This window comes from Pseudomonas sp. SbOxS1 (genome assembly GCF_013416725.1).
Taxonomy (GTDB): domain Bacteria; phylum Pseudomonadota; class Gammaproteobacteria; order Pseudomonadales; family Pseudomonadaceae; genus Aquipseudomonas.
Genome location: NZ_JAAVXC010000012.1, coordinates 16,290 through 35,390 on the forward strand (window position 1 = coordinate 16,290; position 19,101 = coordinate 35,390).

The window sequence follows — 19,101 nt, forward strand, 5'->3', positions numbered from 1 at the left end:
GGGAGGGTTCAGCGGCGCTTGACCGGGTCGATGCGAATGCTCGCGGCCCGCTCATGCAGCTTGAATTTCTGGATCTTTCCGGAAGGCGTGCGGGGCAGGGCAGGCAGCACTTCCAGGTACTCGGGCAAGTAGTTGCGCGACAGGTTGTGTTCGAGCAGGAAAGTCACCGCCTCGTCGAGGCGCAGGTCCGTGTAACCGTCATGCAGGGTGACGTAGGCGCAGACCCGCTCGCCAAGCCGCTCGTCGGGGCAGCCCACCAGGGCCACTGCCGAAATGGCCGGGTGCTTGTAGAGCAGGTTTTCCACCTCGACCACCGGGATGTTTTCGCCGCCGCGGATCACCACATCCTTGGTTCGCCCGGTGATGCGGATATAACCCTGGGCATCCATGCGGGCCAGATCGCCGGTGGCGAACCAACCCTGGGCGTCGACGCTGTAGAGGTCGGGACGCTTGAGGTAACCCACGAACAGGCTGGCGCCGCGGACTTGCAGATGGCCTTCGCTGCCGGCAGGGGCTTCAATGCCGACATCGTCGACCACCTGCACTTCCACCAGGGGCAGGGACAGGCCGTCGGTGTAGATGGCCCGCTCGGGATCGTCCTGCGGACGGGTCATGGTCGAGGCACCGGTTTCGGTCATGCCCCAGGCCGAGACAATTTTCGCGTTGAGGCTGTTGCCGGCCTTTTCCACCAGGCTTTCCGGAATCGGCGCGCCGGCCGAGACAAAAATCCGCAGGCTCGACAATGCATCGCGGTGCCCAGGGGCAAGCTCGATCAGGTCGGCGAGGAAGGGTGTCGAGGCCATCGTGAACGTCGGGCGCTCGGCGGCGATGATCTTTACGGCGGTGCGCGCATCCCACACGTCTTGCAGTACCGCCGCCGCGCCGAGGTAGATGGGCATCAGCATGCCGTAGAGAAAACCGGTCTGATGGGCCATGGGCGAGGCCATGAAGACAATGTCCTGGTGGCCAAGCCCCAGACGCTCGGCATAGGGAATGATGTTGCTCAGCAGGGTCTTGCTGGTGTGCAACACGCCCTTGGGTTCACCGGTGGTGCCAGAGGTGAACAGCAACTGGACAATGTCATCGGCCTGCGGGCGAAGCTCGGCGAACAGCGCCTGGGTATTGCCATTGTTTTCCCATGCCCGGTCCAGCAGTTGCCGTTCGAAGCTGTTGTCGCCTTCGCCACCGATCACCAATACCTGCCGCAGTTCAGGCAAGTCAGCGCGCAGGCCCTCGGCCATGTTGGCGTAATCGAAACCCCGGAAGAGCTTGGGCACGACCAGCAGATGACTGCGGGCGTGGCCGAGCATGAAGCGCAGCTCGCGTTCGCGAAAAATCGGCATCAATGGATTGAATACGGCACCGATACGGGCACAGGCCAGGAACAGGGCGGTCATCTGCCAGCTGTTGGGCAGTTGGCAGGACACCACGCTGCCTTTTTCCACGCCCAGGGCGGCCAGGCCGGCGCCCATGCGGGTCACCAAGGCATCCAGTTCGCCGTAGGTAAACGAGACGGGGGTGTCTTCGCCGCTCTGGTAACTCGACAGAGCGCGGCAGTCGGCGCCCCGGGCAAGCTGCGCATCCCAGTAATCTGTAATGATCATGTCACTACTGCTGGGCGTTTCTGGATGACGCTCTGTGGGTGTGCCTGTCCAGGTGTTCATTTGTTTATATCGACTCTTAAGGGTTTGAGTTGTTGTTATCTGGCGATCTGGTGTTGCCCTTTCGATGAGCTGAAGATAAGGCTTTCAAAATTAATATGTCAACATGTTGTCTTTGTATTTTTCTGTGGATATATTCGAAGGCATTCCCGCAGAACAAGAGGTAGATGACATGGCTTTCCTGAACATCCTTGTCGAGCAGCGTGCCGCCGTCGGCCTGATCCGCCTGAATCGCCCGGCGGTCCATAACGCCCTCAACGACGCCTTGATGACTGAACTGGGCCAGGCGCTGCTGGCTTTCGAAGCCGATGAGCAGATTCGTGCGGTGGTCATTACCGGCAACGACAAAGCCTTCGCCGCCGGTGCCGACCTCAGCGAATTGCAGTTCAAGGGTTTTGCCGATGTGTACCTGGAGGATTTCGTCACGGCCAACTGGGAGACGGTCACCCGCTGCCGTAAACCGGTGATTGCAGCGGTTGCCGGCCTGGCGCTGGGCGGTGGCTGCGAGCTGGCGATGATGTGCGACATGGTGATCGCCGCCGACAACGCCCGGTTCGGCCAGCCCGAAGTCAAGGTCGGTACCTTGCCTGGCGCTGGCGGCACCCAGCGCCTGACCCGCGCCATCGGCAAGGCCAAGGCCATGGACCTGTGCCTGACCGGGCGTTTCATGGACGTCGATGAAGCCGAGCGCCTGGGCTTGATCAGTCGCGTGGTGCCCCTGGCCGGCCTGCTGGATGAAGCCCTGGCCGTGGCCGCGCAAATCGCCGCTCACCCGGCCATCGCGGTCAAGCTCAATAAGGAAGCGGTCAACCGGGCCTTCGAAACCACCCTGGCCGAGGGCGTGCAGTTCGAGCGGCGCCTGATGCACGCCAGTTTTGCCAGCCAGGACCAGAAGGAGGGCATGCAGGCCTTCGCCCAGAAGCGCCAGCCGGTGTGGACCCATCGCTGAAGACCGCGACCGATTGGCAAGCCGCATAAGAACAAGAAGAGGAACTGTCCGATGACTTCAGTCGTGCAAATGACCCGCGAGGCAGGCGTGGCCTTGATCCGGGTCGACAACCCGCCGGTCAATGCCCTTGGCCACGCCCTGCGCGCCGGGTTGCTGGAAGCCTTTAGAGAGGCCGAACAGGACGCGCAGGTCGAATTGATCATGCTCTATTGCGCGGGCAAGACCTTTATCGCCGGCGCCGACATTCGCGAGTTCGGCCAGCCGGCCCAGGCGCCGATCCTGCAGGAACTGACCCTGGCCATCGAAAACGGCAACAAGCCTTCGCTGGCGGTGCTGCACGGTTCGGTGCTGGGCGGGGGGTTGGAAGTCGCGCTGGGCTGTCACTACCGCATTGCCCACAGCGCCACCCGGCTCGGTTTGCCGGAAACCCGCCTGGGGCTGTTGCCCGGTGGTGGCGGCACCCAGCGCTTGCCGCGTCTGGTGGGCGTGGCAACAGCGCTGGAGATGATCATCACGGGCGAACCGATAGAGGCGAGCCAGGCGCTGGGACTGGGTCTGGTAGACGCCCTGTTCGACGACGAGCCTCTGGTCGCAGGCCTGCGACATGCACGACAACTCTTGGCCGAGCGGGCCCCAGTGCGGCGCGTCGGCCAGATCGAGATGCCCACGACACCTGCCGAAGCCAGCGCCTTGATTGAGGCCCGACGCAGCGAAATCACCCGGACCCAAGTTGATTCATTCTCGGCACCGCGCTGCCTCGCCGCCGTCGAAGCGGCAACGAAAATGCCATTGAGCGAAGGCCTGCAGCGCGAGCGTGCACTGTTTCTCGAATGCATGGCATCGCCCCAGCGCGCGGCGCTGATCGAAGACTTCTTTGCCCGGCGCCAGGCGGCCAGGCAACGCCAAGGCTGAACTTGCGGCCAGCCTCGGGGTTGGCCTGACCATCGATAGAGGACTTTGCATGGACATCCATTACACACCCGCCGAGCTTGAGTTCCGCGCCGAGGTGCGGGCCTTTCTAAGTGACGCGCTGCCCGCAGACATCGCCAGCAAAGTTCGCCTGGGCAAGCGCTTGAGCAAGGACGACCACCAACGCTGGCAGCGCATTCTCGGGCGGCGCGGCTGGTACGCGGCCAATTGGCCGATGGCCTTTGGTGGCACCGGTTGGAGCGTGGTGCAAAAGCACCTGTTCGAAGAAGAATGCGCCGCCTTCGGCGCGCCGCGCCTGATCTCATTCGGCGTCAACATGGTTGCCCCGGTGATCATGAAATTCGGCAGCCCGGCGCAGCAGGCGCATTACCTTCCACGCATCCTCAGCGGCGAAGACTGGTGGTGCCAGGGCTACTCCGAACCGGGCGCGGGCTCGGACCTGGCCAGCCTCAAGACCCGCGCCGTGCGCGAGGGCGAGCACTATGTGGTCAACGGCCAGAAGACCTGGACCACCCTGGGCCAGCACGCCAACATGATTTTCTGCCTGGTGCGCACGGACAGCGAAGCCCAGCAGCAGCGGGGTATTTCCTTCCTGCTGATCGACATGGCCAGCCCCGGCATCAGCGTACGCCCGATCATCACGCTCGAAGGCGAGCATGAGGTCAACGAAGTGTTCTTCGACAACGTCCGCGTACCGGTCGAGAACCTGGTGGGCGAAGAGAACCAGGGCTGGACCTGCGCCAAATACCTGCTGACCCACGAGCGCACCGGGCAGGCCGGCGTTGGCCAGTCCAAGGCGGCACTGGCGCACCTCAAGGCGGTGGCCCGGCAGGAACTGCGCAACGGTTTGCCGCTGCTGGACGATTTGCAGTTCCGCCTGCAGGTCGCCGAGGTGGAGATTCAGCTGCTGGCCATCGAGATGAGCACCTTGCGCATCCTCGCCGCCGCCCAGGCCGGCGGTGTGCCCGGTGCCGAAAGCTCGATCCTGAAGATCAAGGGATCGGAAATTCGCCAGGCCATCAGCCACTTGCTGCGCAAGGCGCTGGGCACCAAGGCGTTGCCCTTTGTGGAGGCAGAACTGCACGACGACTTCACAGGCACCTCGCTGCACAGCGACTACAGCGCCGCCCCCGCCAGCCAGTATTTCAACCTGCGCAAGCTGTCTATCTACGGCGGCTCCAATGAAATTCAAAAGAACATCATCGCCAAGATGATTCTTGAGCTTTAAGGAGGTACGCAATGGACTTCACACTCAGCTCCGAGCAGCAGATGCTGCAAGACACCGTGGCCCGACTGGCCCGCGATCACTACAGCTTCGAAGCCCGCGAGGGCTACTACCGCAGCGAAGCCGGCATGAGCCCGGCATTCTGGAACCAGATGGCCGAACTGGGCCTGTGTTCGGTGCCGATTGCCCAGGCACACGGCGGCTTCGGTGGCAGCGGCGTGGACAACCTGCTGATCATGACCGAACTCGGTCGCAACCTGTGCCTGGAGCCGTTCCTGCAGTCGCAGATTCACGCGGCGGGCCTGCTGCAGCAACTGGGTGATGCCAGCCAGCAGGCAGACCTGTTGCCGCAAGTCGCTGCAGGCTCGCTGCAACTGGCGGTGGCTTTGGAAGAACAGCAAAGTCACTACCAACTACACGATGTGCAGACCCAGGCACGCGCGGTCGAGGGCGGCTGGTGCCTGTCCGGGCGCAAGATCGCCGTGGTCGGCGCGGCCAGTGCGGGGTTGATCCTGGTGTCGGCGCGTACAGGCGGCGATGCGCTTGGTGAACAGGGGATCAGCCTGTTCCTGGTCGATTCCCAGGCGGACGGTTTGCAGCGTCTCGATTACCCCTGCATCGACGGCCCACGTGCCAGCGACCTGATCCTCGACGATGTCTTTGTGGGTCGGGGCGCGTTGCTCGGCAACGTCGGCGAGGCGTTGCCGGCCTTGCATTATCAGCAGGGTCGCGCCATTGCCGGGCAGTGCGCCGAAGCCATCGGCGGCATGGAGGAAGCGTTTCGCCTGACCCTCGACTACCTCAAGACGCGCAAGCAGTTCGGTGCCCCCATCGGCAAGTTCCAGGTGTTGCAGCACCGCATGGCCGACATGCGCGGCGAGCTGGAGTTGGCCACCTCGATGGCCATTCTTGCCGCCTGCGTGGCCGATCAGGCCGACAGCGACGAGCGCAGTCGGCAACTGGCCGCCGCCAAATTCGTGGTGGTGCGCGCCGCCCGCCTGATCGCCGAGCAAGCGATCCAGTTGCACGGCGGCATCGGCATGACCTGGGAATACAGCCTGGCCCATCACGCCAAGAGACTGGTGATGCTCAGCCACCAGTTGGGCGATGACGACCACCATTTGCAGGCCTATGCCGCGCTGCTGCGCAGCGCCTGACCCATCACTGCACTCACACGGGAACACACTATGAAAGTACTGGTTGCGGTAAAGCGCGTGGTCGATTTCAACGTCAAGGTTCGCGTCAAGGCTGACCAGTCCGGCGTCGACCTGGCCAACGTCAAGATGGCGATGAACCCCTTCTGCGAGATCGCCGTGGAAGAAGCGGTGCGCCTGAAAGAGCAGGGGGTTGCCACCGAGGTGGTGGTCGTCAGCATCGGCAGCAGCACGGCACAGGAGCAACTGCGCACCGCGCTGGCCCTGGGCGCCGACCGTGCCATTCTGGTCGAGGCCGGTGAAGACCTGGGTTCCCTGGCGGTGGCCAAGCTGTTGAAAGCGGTTGTCGACAAGGAACAGCCTCGGCTGGTGATCCTCGGCAAACAGTCCATCGACAGCGACAACAACCAGACCGGCCAGATGCTCGCGGCATTGGGTGGCTACGGGCAGGGCACCTTCGCGTCGAAAGTCGCCATCGACGGCGACAGTGTCGCCGTGACCCGCGAAATCGACGGCGGCGCACAAACGGTCGCGCTGAAACTGCCGGCCATCGTCACCACCGACCTGCGCCTGAACGAGCCGCGCTACGCGTCGCTACCCAACATCATGAAAGCCAAGAAAAAGCCGCTGGAGGTGCTCACCCCGAGCGCCCTGGGCGTGAGCTGCGCTGGCACCGTGCAGACCCTGAAAGTCGAAGCACCGGCTGCGCGCAGCGCCGGAGTCAAGGTCAAGTCAGTGGCCGAACTGGTCGAGAAACTCAAGAACGAGGCGAAGGTAATCTAATGGCTATCCTGGTTATCGCTGAACACACCAACGCGGCACTGGCGGCCGCTACCCTCAATACCGTGACCGCTGCGCAGCAGATCGGTGGCGACATTCATCTGCTGGTCGCAGGTCACGGCGCCGGTGCCGTGGCTGAAGCGGCGGCGCAGGTTGCTGGCGTAGCGAAAGTGCTGCTGGCCGACAACGCTGTTTATGCCCACCAATTGCCGGAAAACGTTGCGCCTCTGGTTGCCGAGCTTGGCAAGGGCTACAGCCACATCCTCGCCGCTGCCACCAGTAACGGCAAGAACATCCTGCCACGGGTTGCCGCGCAACTGGATGTCGACCAGATCTCGGAGATCATCGCGGTCGAAAGTGCCGATACCTTCAAGCGTCCGATCTACGCGGGCAATGCCATCGCGACGGTGCAGTCATCTGCCGCCGTCAAGGTGATCACTGTGCGCAGTACCGGGTTCGACGCCGCTGCCGCCGAAGGGGGCAATGCCGCCATCGAAGCGCTGAGCCTGGTCAGCGACAGCGGCCGGTCGGCGTTCGTCAGTGAAGAACTGGCCAAGTCCGACCGTCCGGAGCTGACCGCGGCGAAGATCGTTGTGTCAGGTGGCCGTGGCATGCAGAACGGCGACAACTTCAAGCACCTCTATGCACTGGCCGACAAGCTCGGCGCAGGCGTGGGGGCGTCGCGCGCTGCCGTCGATGCCGGCTTCGTGCCCAACGACATGCAGGTCGGCCAGACCGGCAAGATCGTCGCGCCGCAGTTGTACATCGCCGTGGGCATCTCCGGCGCCATCCAGCATCTGGCCGGCATGAAGGATTCCAAGGTGATCGTGGCGATCAACAAGGACGAAGAGGCGCCGATTTTCCAGGTGGCCGACTACGGCCTGGTGGCGGATCTGTTCGAGGCCGTGCCGGAGCTGGAACGGGCAATCTGAGGAGGTGCATGTGAATACGTTCAGACAGATCGGTGTGATCGGCAGCGGTGCCATGGGCCGGGGAATCGCCCAGTTGTTCGCCACCGCGGGCGTTCCGGTGTTGCTGTATGACAGCCGTAGCGAAGCAACAGAAGAAGCGCTGCAAGCCAATCGCGCGTTGCTTGAGCGATCCGCCGCCAAGGGCAAGTTGAGCAGTGAAGTACTGGCGACGGCATTGGCTTGCATGCGCCCGGCCATCAGCCTTGAAGCCTTGGCCGATTGTGATGTGTTGATCGAGGCGATCGTGGAAAACCTCGAGGCCAAGCAGTCATTGTTCCGCGCGCTGGAGCAAGTCGTCAGGCCCGATGCGGTATTGGCGACCAACACTTCATCCTTGTCGGTGAGCCTGATTGCCAGCGCTTGCCGGCATCCTGAACGGGTGGCCGGGTTTCACTTTTTCAACCCGGTGCCACTGATGAAAATCGTCGAGGTGGTGCGTGGCGAACTCACCGACCCGCAGGTGGTTCAGCGCCTGGCGGCGCTGGCCGGGCACGCCGGGCATTTTGCCGCGACGACGCCTGACTCGCCGGGCTTCCTGGTCAACCATGCCGGGCGGGCCTTCGGTCCGGAGGCCTTGCGTATCCTCGGCGAGGGGATTGCCACCCCGGCGCAGATCGATCGCATCCTCAAGGACAGCCTCGGCTTTCGCATGGGGCCGTTCGAGCTGTTCGACCTGGTCGGCCTGGACATCTCCCAGGCGGTGATGGAGTCGATTCACACCCAGTTTTACCAGGACCCGCGCTACACCCCATCGGCGCTGGTGCCCCCGCGTCTGGCCAGTGGTTTGCTCGGGCGCAAGACCGGGCAGGGCTTCTATCGCTACCAGGACGGTAGCGTGGTCGAGCAAGCAGAGCAGGCGCCGCCGCAAGTGGTGATCACCCAACCGTTCTGGCTGGACTGCGACGATTCGGCCATGCGCGAGCGGATCGCCGCGGTGCTGTCCGCTGCCGGCGTGGTCCTGGAGCAGGGCGATCAACCGAGTGCGCACGCCATTTGCCTGGTTACGCCTTTGGGCGAGGATGCCAGCAGCGTGATCGCCCGCAAGCGACTGCCGCCGCGACGCAGCCTGGCGCTGGAGACCTTTGTCGGTTTCGACACGCGCCGCGTGCTGATGCGCCAACCGGCACTCGATCCACAGGTGCTGGCCCAGGCACGCCAGGCCCTGGGTGCCGATGGTGTACCGGTGGAAGTCATCAATGACTCGCCGGGCTTCATCGCCCAGCGCGTACTCGCCGGCATCGTCAACCTGGGTTGCGAGATTGCCCAGCGGCGCATCGCCGAGCCCGCGATCCTCGACCGTGCGGTGCAGTTGGCCCTCGGTTACCCCCATGGTCCGCTGGGCTTTGGCGACCATTACGGTGCTTTGCAGATCCAGCAGATCCTGCAGCGACTGCATGAGCTGTATCAGGAGCCGCGCTACCGGGTCAGCCCCTGGTTGCGGCGTCGTGTGCAGCTCGGCCTGCCCCTGACCACCCCCGAGGAGCAAGCATGAGTGCCTACATCTACGATGGCCTGCGTTCGCCTTTCGCTCGCCACGCTGGCGCCCTGGCCGCTGTGCGCCCGGATGACCTGCTGGCCAGTGTGGTGTGTGCCCTGGTGGCGCGTAACCCGTTCGACGTGCGCGACTATGAAGACCTGATCGCCGGCTGCAGCAGTCAGGCCGGTGAGGACGGGCGCAACCTGGCGCGTCATGTCGCGCTGTTGTCCGGGCTGCCGACGGCCGTTGCCGGCTTGACCGTCAATCGCCTGTGCGGCTCTGGCCTTGCCGCCGTGCTGGATGCTGCGCGTGCCGTGCGCTCGGGCGAGGGCGAGTTGTTCATTGCCAGCGGCGTCGAGAGCATGAGCCGCGCGCCGTTTGTGGTGGCCAAGGCGCCAAGCGCCTGGTCGCGGGACTTCCAGGTGTACGACAGTACCCTGGGCGCACGCTTTCCCAACCCGAAGGTAGAGTCCGGGTTCGGCGCCGATTCAATGCCGCAGACGGCGGACAACGTCGCCCGTGAACTGGGCATCTCTCGCGAGGACGCCGACCGCTATGCCGCGCGCAGCCAGGCGCTGTTCGACGCGTCCGTGCGCGATGGCTTCCAGGCCGGTGAAATCCTGCCCATCGAAGTGCCACAAGGGCGCAAGCAGCCACCGAAGATCGTCGACCGTGACGAGCATCCGCGCCCACAAAGCAACTTCGAGGCGCTGTCGGACCTGCAACCGCTGTTTAACGGCGGCGTTGTCACCGCGGGCAACGCTTCGGGCATCAACGACGGAGCGGCAGCGCTGTTGATTGGCTCGCGGGCCATTGGCGAAAAGGTCGACCTCAGGCCTCGCGCGCGCATCCTCGCCGGCGCCGTGGCCGGGGTCGAACCACGCCTGATGGGCCTGGGCCCGGTGCCGGCCTGCACCAAGGCCTTGCAGCGCGCAGGCTTGACGCTTGCCGACATGGACCTGATCGAAATCAACGAAGCGTTCGCCGCACAAGTGCTCGGCTGTGCCCGGCAACTCGGCGTGGCCTTCGACGATTCGCGCCTGAACCCCAACGGCGGGGCCATTGCCATCGGCCACCCGCTGGGTGCTTCCGGCGCTCGCCTGGCCTACAGCGCGGTGCGGCAACTGGAACGCAGCAACGCACGCTACGCCCTGGTCAGCCTGTGCATTGGCCTCGGCCAAGGCATTGCCTGCGTGATCGAACGCCTCGACTGACCAACATTACAAGAACCCAACCGGAGAATGACCCATGGCCAACAAGGCAAGCTTCAACTGGATCGACCCGCTGCTGCTCGATCAGCAACTCAGCGAAGAAGAGCGCATGGTGCGCGACAGTGCCCAGCAGTTCGCCGCCGACAAGCTGGCGCCTCGGGTGCTGGAGGCGTTTCGGCACGAGCAGACGGACCCTGCGATCTTTCGCGAGATGGGCGAGACCGGCCTGCTCGGCGCGACCATTCCTGAAACCTACGGCGGCAGCGGCCTGAACTATGTGTGTTATGGCCTGATCGCCCGGGAAGTCGAGCGCGTGGACTCGGGCTATCGCTCGATGATGAGCGTGCAGTCCTCCCTGGTGATGGTGCCGATCAATGAATTCGGCAATGAAGCCACCAAACAGAAGTACCTGCCCAAGCTGGCCAGCGGTCATTACATCGGCTGCTTCGGCCTGACCGAGCCGAACCATGGCTCCGATCCGGGCTCGATGATCACCCGGGCGCGCAAAGTCGACGGTGGCTACCGCCTGACCGGCAGCAAGATGTGGATCACCAACAGCCCGATCGCCGACGTGTTCGTGGTCTGGGCCAAGGACGATGAAGGGCAGATTCGCGGCTTCGTCCTGGAGAAGGGCTGGCAGGGCCTGAGCGCGCCGGTCATCCACGGCAAGGTCGGACTGCGCGCGTCGATTACCGGCGAAATCGTCATGGATAACGTGTTCTGCCCGGAAGAGAACGCCTTTCCGGATGTGCGCGGCCTGCGCGGCCCCTTCACCTGCCTGAACTCGGCGCGCTACGGCATCGCCTGGGGCGCACTGGGCGCGGCCGAGGACTGCTGGCACACCGCGCGCCAGTACGTACTGGACCGCAACCAGTTCGGTCGCCCGCTGGCTGCCAGCCAGTTGATCCAGAAGAAGCTGGCGGACATGCAGACCGAAATCACCCTGGCGCTGCAAGGTTGCCTGCGTTTGGGGCGGATGAAGGACGAAGGCACGGCCGCCGTTGAAATCACTTCGATCATGAAGCGCAACAGCTGCGGCAAGTCGCTCGACATCGCACGCCTGGCGCGGGACATGTTGGGTGGCAATGGCATCAGCGACGAGTTTGGCGTGGCCCGTCACCTGGTAAACCTGGAAGTGGTCAACACCTACGAAGGCACCCACGACGTTCATGCGTTGATCCTCGGTCGCGCGCAGACCGGAATCCAGGCGTTTTTCTGATACTCGCCTGCCCGGTGTGAAGCCGGCGACAAGCCAAAAAAAGGCGATGGTCATATACCATCGCCTTTTTCATTGGGGCTACCCGTTTACCCCGGCACGTGCTCGGTGAAACCATGGAAGGAGGTGAAAGCCGCGACCGGCTCGCGCTGTGTCTGCAGGCCGTTTTCCGGTGCGTCGCGGTCCTCATGCCCGAGCGCGATGCCACAGACCAGGATGTCCTCATCCGCCAGGGGCACATGCCGGCGGACGATCTTGTGATACCAGGCGAACGCGGCCTGGGGGCAGGTGTGCAGGCCCTGGCCGCGAGCGGCGAGCATGATGTTCTGGATGAACATGCCCAGGTCGATGTAGCTGCCGGTATTGAGTCGGCGATCGAGGCTGATCAACAGGCCGACCGGGGCATCGAAGAAATGAAAGTTGCGCAGGTTCTGATGCTCGCGGGCCTCCCGGTCGTTGCGGTCGATGCCGAGCGCTTCATACAGGCCATAACCGGAGGCGCGACGCCGGCCCTGATAGGGTTCGAACCAGTTGTCCGGGTAGTACTGGTATTCAGGGTCATGCTGGCCGGGTTGGGTGGTGGACGCCAGGATATCGGCACACAGCGCCTGCTTGGCATCGCCGGTCAGCACATGGACATGCCACGGCTGCACGTTGTTGCCGCTGGGCGCCCGGGAGGCCACCTTGAGGATATGTTCGATCACCGGCCTGGAAATACCCATGGGCAGGAAGCGGCGGACCGATTTGCGGGAGCGTATGGCGTTGTCTACATGCATGGATCTTCTCCGATTATGCGCGGTTCAGTCGAGTTCGGCGTAGCCTCTGAGGCGAATGCGATTGTTCTCGTTGGCCAGTATCAGGTTGCGGCGGGTGCTGCCTGACAGGTACAGCCTTGGGTGATCGCCCAGGGCAATGGGCGACAGGAAGCGCACGCCAAAACGGCGCAGGCGCGAGCCGGGCAGCAGGCTGCCGAGCAAGCCCATCCCGAGCATGCCCTGGGCAAACACGTCCGGGTGCCCGGCCTTCTGCGCAATGGCCGGTTCCAGGTGGACGCGGTTGTGATCCCCTGAGGCGCTGGCAAATGCCTGGATCTGCTCCCGACTGATCTCGGGGGCGATGCGTGCCGGCGAATCGTGTGTATCGAGCGTCGGCCCGGCGTTGGGCGCGCCCGGTTGCGGAACGGCGACATAAATACTGAGCATCTCGCACGCCAGGGAACCGTCCGCAGCGAACAACCGGGTTTGCTTGTGCAGCAGGCTGAAACGCGGCTTGTTGATGACCTCGCTCAGGTGTGCGCTGCTGCGGTAGACGTGACTCGGCTGCAATGCCTGGTGATAGTGGAAGTGTTGCTCGCCATGCAGCAGTTGATGGGCCTTAAGCCCGGTCAACGTGAACAGCTGCTCGACCACGCCCCGGTCCATGTCGGCGCTGTAGGCGAGGGTCGGCGGCGGACTGCAGTTCGGGGGCATGCCAATGGCCTGATTCAGGGCCGAAACGCGTTCGGCTTCGAACGACCATTGGCATTGCGCGAACCGGTGGCCGGCGAGCGCGGTGAGATCCATGCCGGTCACCAGCCGCCGGCCACGCTAAGCGACTCGCCGGTAATGGCGCGCGCAGCGTGGGAGGCGAGGTACACGGCGCTGTCGCCGATCTCGCTGGGTTCCAGCAGGCGCTTGAGTGGTTGGCGCGCCAGGATGTGGCGTTGCAGCGCTTCCTCTTCGCTGATGTGGTCCTGGGCCGCCAGTTGCGGCAGCTGTTTTTCCACCAGCGCAGTGCGCACGGCGCCGGGCAATATGGCGTTGGCGGTGATCCCTCGATTCACGGTCTCAAGGGCCAGGGTTCGGGTCAGGCCGATCAGGCCGTGTTTGGCGGCGACGTAGGCGCTCTTGTAGGGCGAGGCCAGTTTGCCGTGCACCGAGGCGATATTGATGATGCGCCCGTCCTGTTGTTCGAGCATGCCCGGCAGGGCGTGTTTGCACATCAGGAACGGCCCCGTCAGCATCACGGCCAACAGGGTGTTCCATTGGCTCAGCGGGAAGTCCTGCACGGGCGCGATGTGCTGCAACCCGGCATTGTTCACCAGCACATCCACGGCGTCGCGCTCCGCCAGCAGTTGCTCATGAAAGGCGACGATCTGCGCCTCGCTGGTGACGTCCAGCGCATAGGCGCGGGCGTTGGGCAGGCTACACGCGGCTTGTTCGGCGGCGGCCAGATTGACGTCGCACAAGGCCACGAAATCACCCTGGGCGGCGAAGGCCCGGGCAATCGCCAGGCCGATGCCCTGGGCGGCGCCGGTGACCACCACGGTACGTTGCGTCGGATTCATGTTCAGGCTCCCGTTGATGCCGGTTGCAGGTGGCAGCGACTGATGACGTCAAGGGCGGCGGGATTTTCCATCGACGTCAGGTCACCGGCGTCCTGGCCCAGGTAAGCGGCGCGAATCACCCGGCGCATGACCTTGCCATTGCGGGTCTTGGGCAGCTCGCTGACGTAGTGCAAATGCTTGGGGCGCATCGCCTTGCCCAGCCGGGTGCCGATCAGGCCAAGCAGTTCGGTTTCCAGCTCGGGGGTCGGCTCGCTGCCTGGATGGAGCACCACGAAACACACCGGGGTTTCACCCTTGATCTCGTCGGGAACGCCAATGGCTCCGGCCTCCAGCACCTGGGGGTGGCTGACCAGGATCGACTCCATTTCGGCGGGGCCGATGCGCTTGCCGGCCACGTTCAGGGTGTCGTCGGAGCGACCGGTGATGGTCCAGAAACCTTCGTCATCGATGATCGCCCAGTCGCCGTGCACCCAGGTTTCAGGGAAACGGTTGAAGTACGAGTCTGCATAGCGTTGTGGTTCCTGCCAGAAGCTTTGGGTCATGCCGATCCACGGCTGGCGCAGCACCAGCTCGCCCAGTGCCTGGCGCACCGGTTGGCCCTGGGGATCGCAGACGTCAGCGGCCATGCCCGGCATGCGGCTGTTGAAGGTCACCGGGGCGATCGGCTTGATCAGCACGTTGGTCAGGATGCCGCCGCCAATCTCGGTGCCGCCGGCATAGTTGATGATCGGATAACGGCCCTGGCCTACGGTATTGAATAGCCACAGCCAGGGCTCCGGGTTCCAGGGCTCGCCGGTCGAGGTGAAGGTGCGCAGGGCACTCAGGTCATGACCTTGGGCAATGGCTTCGCCATGCTGCATCAGCGAGCGGACGAGGGTAGGGGATACGCCGATGTGCGTGGCGTGGTGGCGTGCGCCGAGCTTCCACACCCGATCTGCCTGTGGGTAGTCCGGCGAGCCTTCATAGATGACCGCGCAGGCACCGTTGATCAGGCTGCCGAACACCACCACCGGGCCGGTCAGCCAGCCCATGTCGGTGATCCAGAACAGCCGGTCGTTCTGCCCGACATCCATGCACAAACCGACATCCAGCGCCGCCTTGAGCGGGAATCCGCCGTGGGTATGCACCGCGCCCTTGGGCTTGCCGGTGGTGCCGGAGGTGTAGATGATCATCATCGGTGCCTGGCTGTCCATGACCGCTGTCGGGCACTGGCTGCCGTCGCAGGCTAGCAGCGTGGCAAAGTCCAGGTCGCGGGTCGGGTGCCAGGGGATGTCGCGGCCGAGGCGTCGCACCACCACGACTTTTTCCAGGGACGGGCTCAGTTCGGCGGCCTTGTCGGCCTCTTCCTTCATGGCGATCACCCTGCCGCGGCGCATGAAGCCGTCGGCGGTGATCAGCAGCTTGGCCCCGCAGGCTTCGATGCGCGTGGCCAGGGCTTCGGCGCCATAGCCGGAGAAGGCGGGCGTGAAGATCGCGCCGAGCTTGACCACCGCCAACAGTGCAACCACGGTCTCGATCAGCATCGGCATGAAGATGGCGACGCGGTCGCCGCTGACCACGCCCAGTTCGCTCAGGCCCTGGGCGACGTTGTTGACCCGCCGCGCCAGCTCGCCGTAGCTCACTTCAAGGCACTGGCCGTCTTCGCCTTCCCAGATCAACGCGGCTTTCTGCGCGTGCTCGGGGTCGACAGCCCAGCGTTCCAGCGCCGTGCGCAGGATGTTGAGTCGGCCGCCCTCGTACCAGCGCGGATGCTTGATGCCGCCCGAGGCATTGAGCGGCCTGTGATAGGGCTGGTCCCAGACAATGCCCAGGGCCTGCTCCAGGGCGCTGGCGAACCATTGCGGATCGTTGGTGGAGCGCTCGATGAAGGCGTCATAGTCAGGCTCGCCCACTGTCTGCATCCACTGATGCAGGCGCGTGCGACCAATGAAATCGGCGGACGGCGTCCAGACGGCGGAGGTGTTCATGGTCATGTCCTTATCGCAGATCAATGGGATCACTTGAAATTCTTCTTCACGAGCAGCTTGATCGATCCGACGACACCGGAACGCAAGCACAGTACGCAGAGCACGAAAATGCAGCCAAGGATCGGCGTGCCCCAGGTACCCAGTGGCGATTGCGCCAGCAGGTGTTGCAGCGAGATGACGATACCGGCGCCGACAAAAGGGCCGAGCAGGGTGCCGACGCCGCCGAGCAAGGTCATCAATACCACCTCGCCGGACATGTGCCAGTGTGCATCCGACAAGGTTGCCAGCTGAAACACCACGGCCTTGGTGGAACCGGCAAGGCCGGCGATGCCCGATGAAATGACAAAGGCCAGCCATTTATACCGCGTGACGTTGTAGCCCAGCGACGTGGCGCGGTCTTCGTTCTCGCGGATGGCCTGCAGGATCTGCCCGAAAGGCGAGTGCACCACGCGCCTGACCAAGGCGAAGCCCAGCACGGTGACGGCCAGCACGAAGTAGTACATGGCGTGGTTGTCCGCCAGGTCGATGAAACCCAGCAGCTTGCCGCGACTGATGCCGTGCAGGCCGTCTTCTCCACCGGTGAAGGGGGCCTTGAGGAACAGGAAATACAGCAATTGCGCGAGGGCCAGGGTGATCATCGCAAAATAGATGCCCTGCCTGCGAATGGCCAGCGCGCCAAACAACGCACCGACCAGCGCAGCTGCGGCAGTTCCGCCGATGATCGCCAGTTCCGGCCCGATGCCCGGGTGTTGGCTCAACAGATAACCGGTGCTGTAGCCGCCCGCCGCGAGGAACGCGGCATGCCCGAAGGACAGCAGGCCGGTATAGCCCAGCAGCAGGTTGAACGAGCAGGCAAACAAGCCGAAGCACAACAGTTTCATCAGGAACACGGGGTAAGCGACCCAGGGAGCGATCAAGCCGATCGCGATCAGGGCGATGTACAGCGTGTTGAGCTGGCGTCGCTCACGGATCCCGCGCTGTTGCGCGAATGTCAGCAGAGATTGAGTGTTCATGGGCTTACGCCTCCTTTCCGAACAGACCGTTGGGGCGTACCAGCAGTACCAGGATCATCACCAGGAAAATTACAGTGCCGGATGATTCGGGCCAGAACACCTTGGTCAGGCCTTCGATCAAGCCCATGGCGAGCCCGGTGAGGATCGCGCCCATGATCGAACCCATGCCGCCGATGACCACCACGGCGAACACCACTATCAGCAGGTTGGAGCCCATGGTCGGCGACACCGAGTAGATCGGCGCTGCCAGCACGCCGGCGAAGGCTGCCAAGGCCACGCTGAAGCCGTAGGTGAGGGTGGTCAGCAGCGGTACGTTGACCCCGAAAGCCTGCATCAGCGCCGGCTTTTCGGTGCCGGCGCGAAGGTAGGCGCCCAGGCGCGTTTTCTCGATCACGTACCAGGTGAACAGGCACATCCCCAGGCCGGCCGCCAGCACCCAGGCGCGGTAGGCCGGCAGGAACATGAAGTCCAGCTTGAAACCGCCTTGCAGCGCCGGCGGGATCGGGTAATTGCTGCCGGACACGCCGAACAGGTTGATGAAGCTGCCTTCGATGATCATGGCCAGGCCGAAGGTCAGCAGCAGGCCATAGAGATGATCCAGGTGCGCGATGCGCCGCAGCAGCAGGCGCTCGATCACTATGCCCAGGGCGCCGACCAGCAGCGGCACCAGGAACAGCGCTGCCCAATAGTTCACGTTCAGGTACTTGAGCAACAGCAGCGCGGCGAAGGCGCCGAGCATGTATTGCGCGCCGTGGGCGAAGTTGATGATGCGCAGCAGGCCAAAGATCACCGCCAGGCCCAGGCTCAACAGCGCATAGAAGGCGCCGTTGATCAGGCCGAGCAATAATTGGCCGAACAGGGCTGCCAGGGGTACCCCGAATAGCATGGTCATGTCAGTCGTCCTCAGGCTTGGTCAGGGGCGTAACGTGCTGGCGACTTTCTGATCGGCCGTCACCAGCTTGCACTTGCTTTGTGAAAGCGGCAGGAAAGCCTCGTCGGCCGGGATCGTGCCGAGGATCTTGAACAGATCCCACTCACCCGTGGATTCCTCGGGTGCCTTGACCTGGGCCAGGTACATGTCATGCACCATGCGGCCATCGACCCGAACCCGACCGTTTTTAGTGAACATGTCGTTGATCGGGGTCTTGATCATGTACTCGCGCACGGTCTGCGGATCGTCGGAGCCAGTGGCTTGCACCGCCTTGAGGTATTGGTAAGTGCTGGAGTACATGCCCGCCTGAACCATGGTCGGCATGCGCTGGGTGCGCTCGAAGTAGCGCTTGGCCCAGGCGCGGGATTCATCGTTCATGTCCCAGTACCAGCCGGACACGAACTTGGTGCCCTGGGCCGTCGGCAGGCCGATGGCCTTGATGTCGGTGATGAACACCATGAGGCTGGCCAGGGTCTGGCCGGATTCCATCAGGCCGAATTGCTTGGCGGTGGAGATGGCATTGACCAGGTCGGAGCCGGCGCTGGCCAGGCCGATGATCTTGGCGCCGGAGGCTTGAGCTTGCAGGATGTACGAGGAAAAATCGCTGGTCTGGAACGGGTGGTTGGCCTTGCCGATGATTGTGCCGCCGTTCTCGACCACCGCCTTCGACACCTGCGCCTCCATGGCGTGGCCGAAGGCGTAGTCGGCGCTGAGCATGTACCAGGTGTCACCGCCGCTGGCGACGATGGCCTTGGCCGCACCGTTGGAGACCGAGTAGGTGTCGTACACGTAATGCAGGTGGTTGGGCGTGCAATATTCGTTGGTCAGGCTGGCCGCGGCGGCGGTGGAGACGATGGCAAAGCGTTTCTTTTCCTCTACCAGGCGGGTGACGGCAATGGCCACCGGTGAGGCGTTGAGCCCGGCGATCAGGTCGACATTGCGCTGGTCGATCCATTCGCGGCTGATGTTCGCGCCCAGGTCGGCGTTGTTCTTGTGGTCGGCGGAAAACAGCTCGATTTTGTCCTGGCCGATCTTGCCGCCCATGTCCTCGATGGCCATGCGTATGGCTTCCAGTCCACCGGGACCGGCGAGATCGCTGTAGGGGCCGCTGAGGTCATCGAGGTAGCCGATGCGAATTTCATTGTCACTGATACTGGCCTGCGCCGTGCTGGCGAGCAGGCCGCAAATCAGGCTGGCGGTAATCGTCCGGGCCATTTGGGCGGTACTGAAACTGAATGCTGCTGACATGCGAATCTCCACGGCTTGAGCGCGCTAATTGTTGTTATGGGT

The 19,101-nt window shown here is 63.7% G+C and carries 17 protein-coding genes; 9 read left to right on the forward strand and 8 right to left on the reverse strand.

Annotation, left to right across the window (positions count from 1 at the left end):
- Positions 1 to 8: 8 nt before the first annotated feature.
- Complete coding sequence (locus HFK74_RS15285) at positions 9 to 1,604, reverse strand: AMP-binding protein (protein WP_257230331.1); 1,596 nt, start codon at positions 1,602 to 1,604, stop codon at positions 9 to 11.
- Positions 1,605 to 1,833: 229 nt separating this feature from the next.
- On the opposite strand from HFK74_RS15285, the gene HFK74_RS15290 reads away from it, so the two are divergent.
- The 9 genes from HFK74_RS15290 to HFK74_RS15330 are packed head-to-tail and all read left to right on the forward strand — an operon-like array spanning position 1,834 to position 11,577.
- The gene (locus HFK74_RS15290; RefSeq protein WP_180204231.1) at positions 1,834 to 2,610 is read left to right on the forward strand and encodes an enoyl-CoA hydratase; all 777 of its coding nucleotides are present in this window, start codon (positions 1,834 to 1,836) and stop codon (positions 2,608 to 2,610) included.
- 51 nt (positions 2,611 to 2,661) lie between these two features.
- Positions 2,662 to 3,522 (forward strand): enoyl-CoA hydratase/isomerase family protein, encoded by an 861-nt coding sequence (locus HFK74_RS15295; RefSeq protein WP_180204232.1) that lies wholly within the window; start codon positions 2,662 to 2,664, stop codon positions 3,520 to 3,522.
- A 49-nt stretch (positions 3,523 to 3,571) separates the two neighbouring features.
- Entirely contained in the window at positions 3,572 to 4,768 is a 1,197-nt protein-coding gene (locus tag HFK74_RS15300) for an acyl-CoA dehydrogenase family protein (protein ID WP_180204233.1), read from the forward strand.
- Between the two features lie 11 nt (positions 4,769 to 4,779).
- Positions 4,780 to 5,922, forward strand: a complete 1,143-nt coding sequence (locus tag HFK74_RS15305; protein ID WP_180204234.1) for an acyl-CoA dehydrogenase family protein — start codon at positions 4,780 to 4,782, stop codon at positions 5,920 to 5,922.
- Between the two features lie 30 nt (positions 5,923 to 5,952).
- Positions 5,953 to 6,702 (forward strand): electron transfer flavoprotein subunit beta/FixA family protein, encoded by a 750-nt coding sequence (locus HFK74_RS15310; protein WP_180204235.1) that lies wholly within the window; start codon positions 5,953 to 5,955, stop codon positions 6,700 to 6,702.
- Positions 6,702 to 7,631: an electron transfer flavoprotein subunit alpha/FixB family protein gene (locus tag HFK74_RS15315; protein WP_180204236.1), complete on the forward strand. Its 930-nt coding sequence runs from the start codon at positions 6,702 to 6,704 to the stop codon at positions 7,629 to 7,631. The genes HFK74_RS15310 and HFK74_RS15315 overlap by 1 nt, the downstream gene beginning before the upstream one ends.
- A gap of 10 nt (positions 7,632 to 7,641) precedes the next feature.
- Positions 7,642 to 9,162, forward strand: coding sequence for a 3-hydroxyacyl-CoA dehydrogenase (locus HFK74_RS15320; protein WP_180204237.1), 1,521 nt, complete (start codon positions 7,642 to 7,644; stop codon positions 9,160 to 9,162).
- Positions 9,159 to 10,361 (forward strand): 3-oxoadipyl-CoA thiolase, encoded by a 1,203-nt coding sequence (locus HFK74_RS15325; protein ID WP_180204238.1) that lies wholly within the window; start codon positions 9,159 to 9,161, stop codon positions 10,359 to 10,361. Before HFK74_RS15320 ends, HFK74_RS15325 begins: the two co-directional genes overlap by 4 nt.
- 34 nt (positions 10,362 to 10,395) lie before the next feature.
- Positions 10,396 to 11,577 (forward strand): acyl-CoA dehydrogenase, encoded by a 1,182-nt coding sequence (locus HFK74_RS15330; protein ID WP_180204239.1) that lies wholly within the window; start codon positions 10,396 to 10,398, stop codon positions 11,575 to 11,577.
- A gap of 86 nt (positions 11,578 to 11,663) precedes the next feature.
- Here the strand turns inward: HFK74_RS15330 and HFK74_RS15335 are convergent, their stop codons facing one another.
- From HFK74_RS15335 to HFK74_RS15365, 7 genes are read right to left on the reverse strand one after another with little or no spacing between them, the layout of a single operon-like run.
- Entirely contained in the window at positions 11,664 to 12,350 is a 687-nt protein-coding gene (locus HFK74_RS15335; protein WP_180204240.1) for a nitroreductase, read from the reverse strand.
- A 24-nt stretch (positions 12,351 to 12,374) separates the two neighbouring features.
- The gene (locus HFK74_RS15340) at positions 12,375 to 13,136 is read right to left on the reverse strand and encodes a MaoC family dehydratase N-terminal domain-containing protein (protein WP_180204241.1); all 762 of its coding nucleotides are present in this window, start codon (positions 13,134 to 13,136) and stop codon (positions 12,375 to 12,377) included.
- 5 nt (positions 13,137 to 13,141) lie between these two features.
- Positions 13,142 to 13,900, reverse strand: a complete 759-nt coding sequence (locus HFK74_RS15345; RefSeq protein ID WP_180204242.1) for a 3-hydroxybutyrate dehydrogenase — start codon at positions 13,898 to 13,900, stop codon at positions 13,142 to 13,144.
- Positions 13,901 to 13,902: 2 nt separating this feature from the next.
- The gene (locus tag HFK74_RS15350; RefSeq protein WP_180204243.1) at positions 13,903 to 15,867 is read right to left on the reverse strand and encodes an AMP-binding protein; all 1,965 of its coding nucleotides are present in this window, start codon (positions 15,865 to 15,867) and stop codon (positions 13,903 to 13,905) included.
- Between the two features lie 29 nt (positions 15,868 to 15,896).
- Positions 15,897 to 16,880 carry a branched-chain amino acid ABC transporter permease gene (locus tag HFK74_RS15355; RefSeq protein WP_180204244.1) on the reverse strand — a complete coding sequence of 328 codons (984 nt, stop codon included), beginning with the start codon at positions 16,878 to 16,880 and terminating at the stop codon, positions 15,897 to 15,899.
- Positions 16,881 to 16,884: 4 nt separating this feature from the next.
- Positions 16,885 to 17,772 carry a branched-chain amino acid ABC transporter permease gene (locus HFK74_RS15360; RefSeq protein WP_180204245.1) on the reverse strand — a complete coding sequence of 296 codons (888 nt, stop codon included), beginning with the start codon at positions 17,770 to 17,772 and terminating at the stop codon, positions 16,885 to 16,887.
- Between the two features lie 21 nt (positions 17,773 to 17,793).
- On the reverse strand, positions 17,794 to 19,059 hold the full coding sequence (locus tag HFK74_RS15365; RefSeq protein ID WP_180204246.1) for an ABC transporter substrate-binding protein: 1,266 nt from the start codon (positions 19,057 to 19,059) through the stop codon (positions 17,794 to 17,796).
- Positions 19,060 to 19,101: the final 42 nt, after the last annotated feature.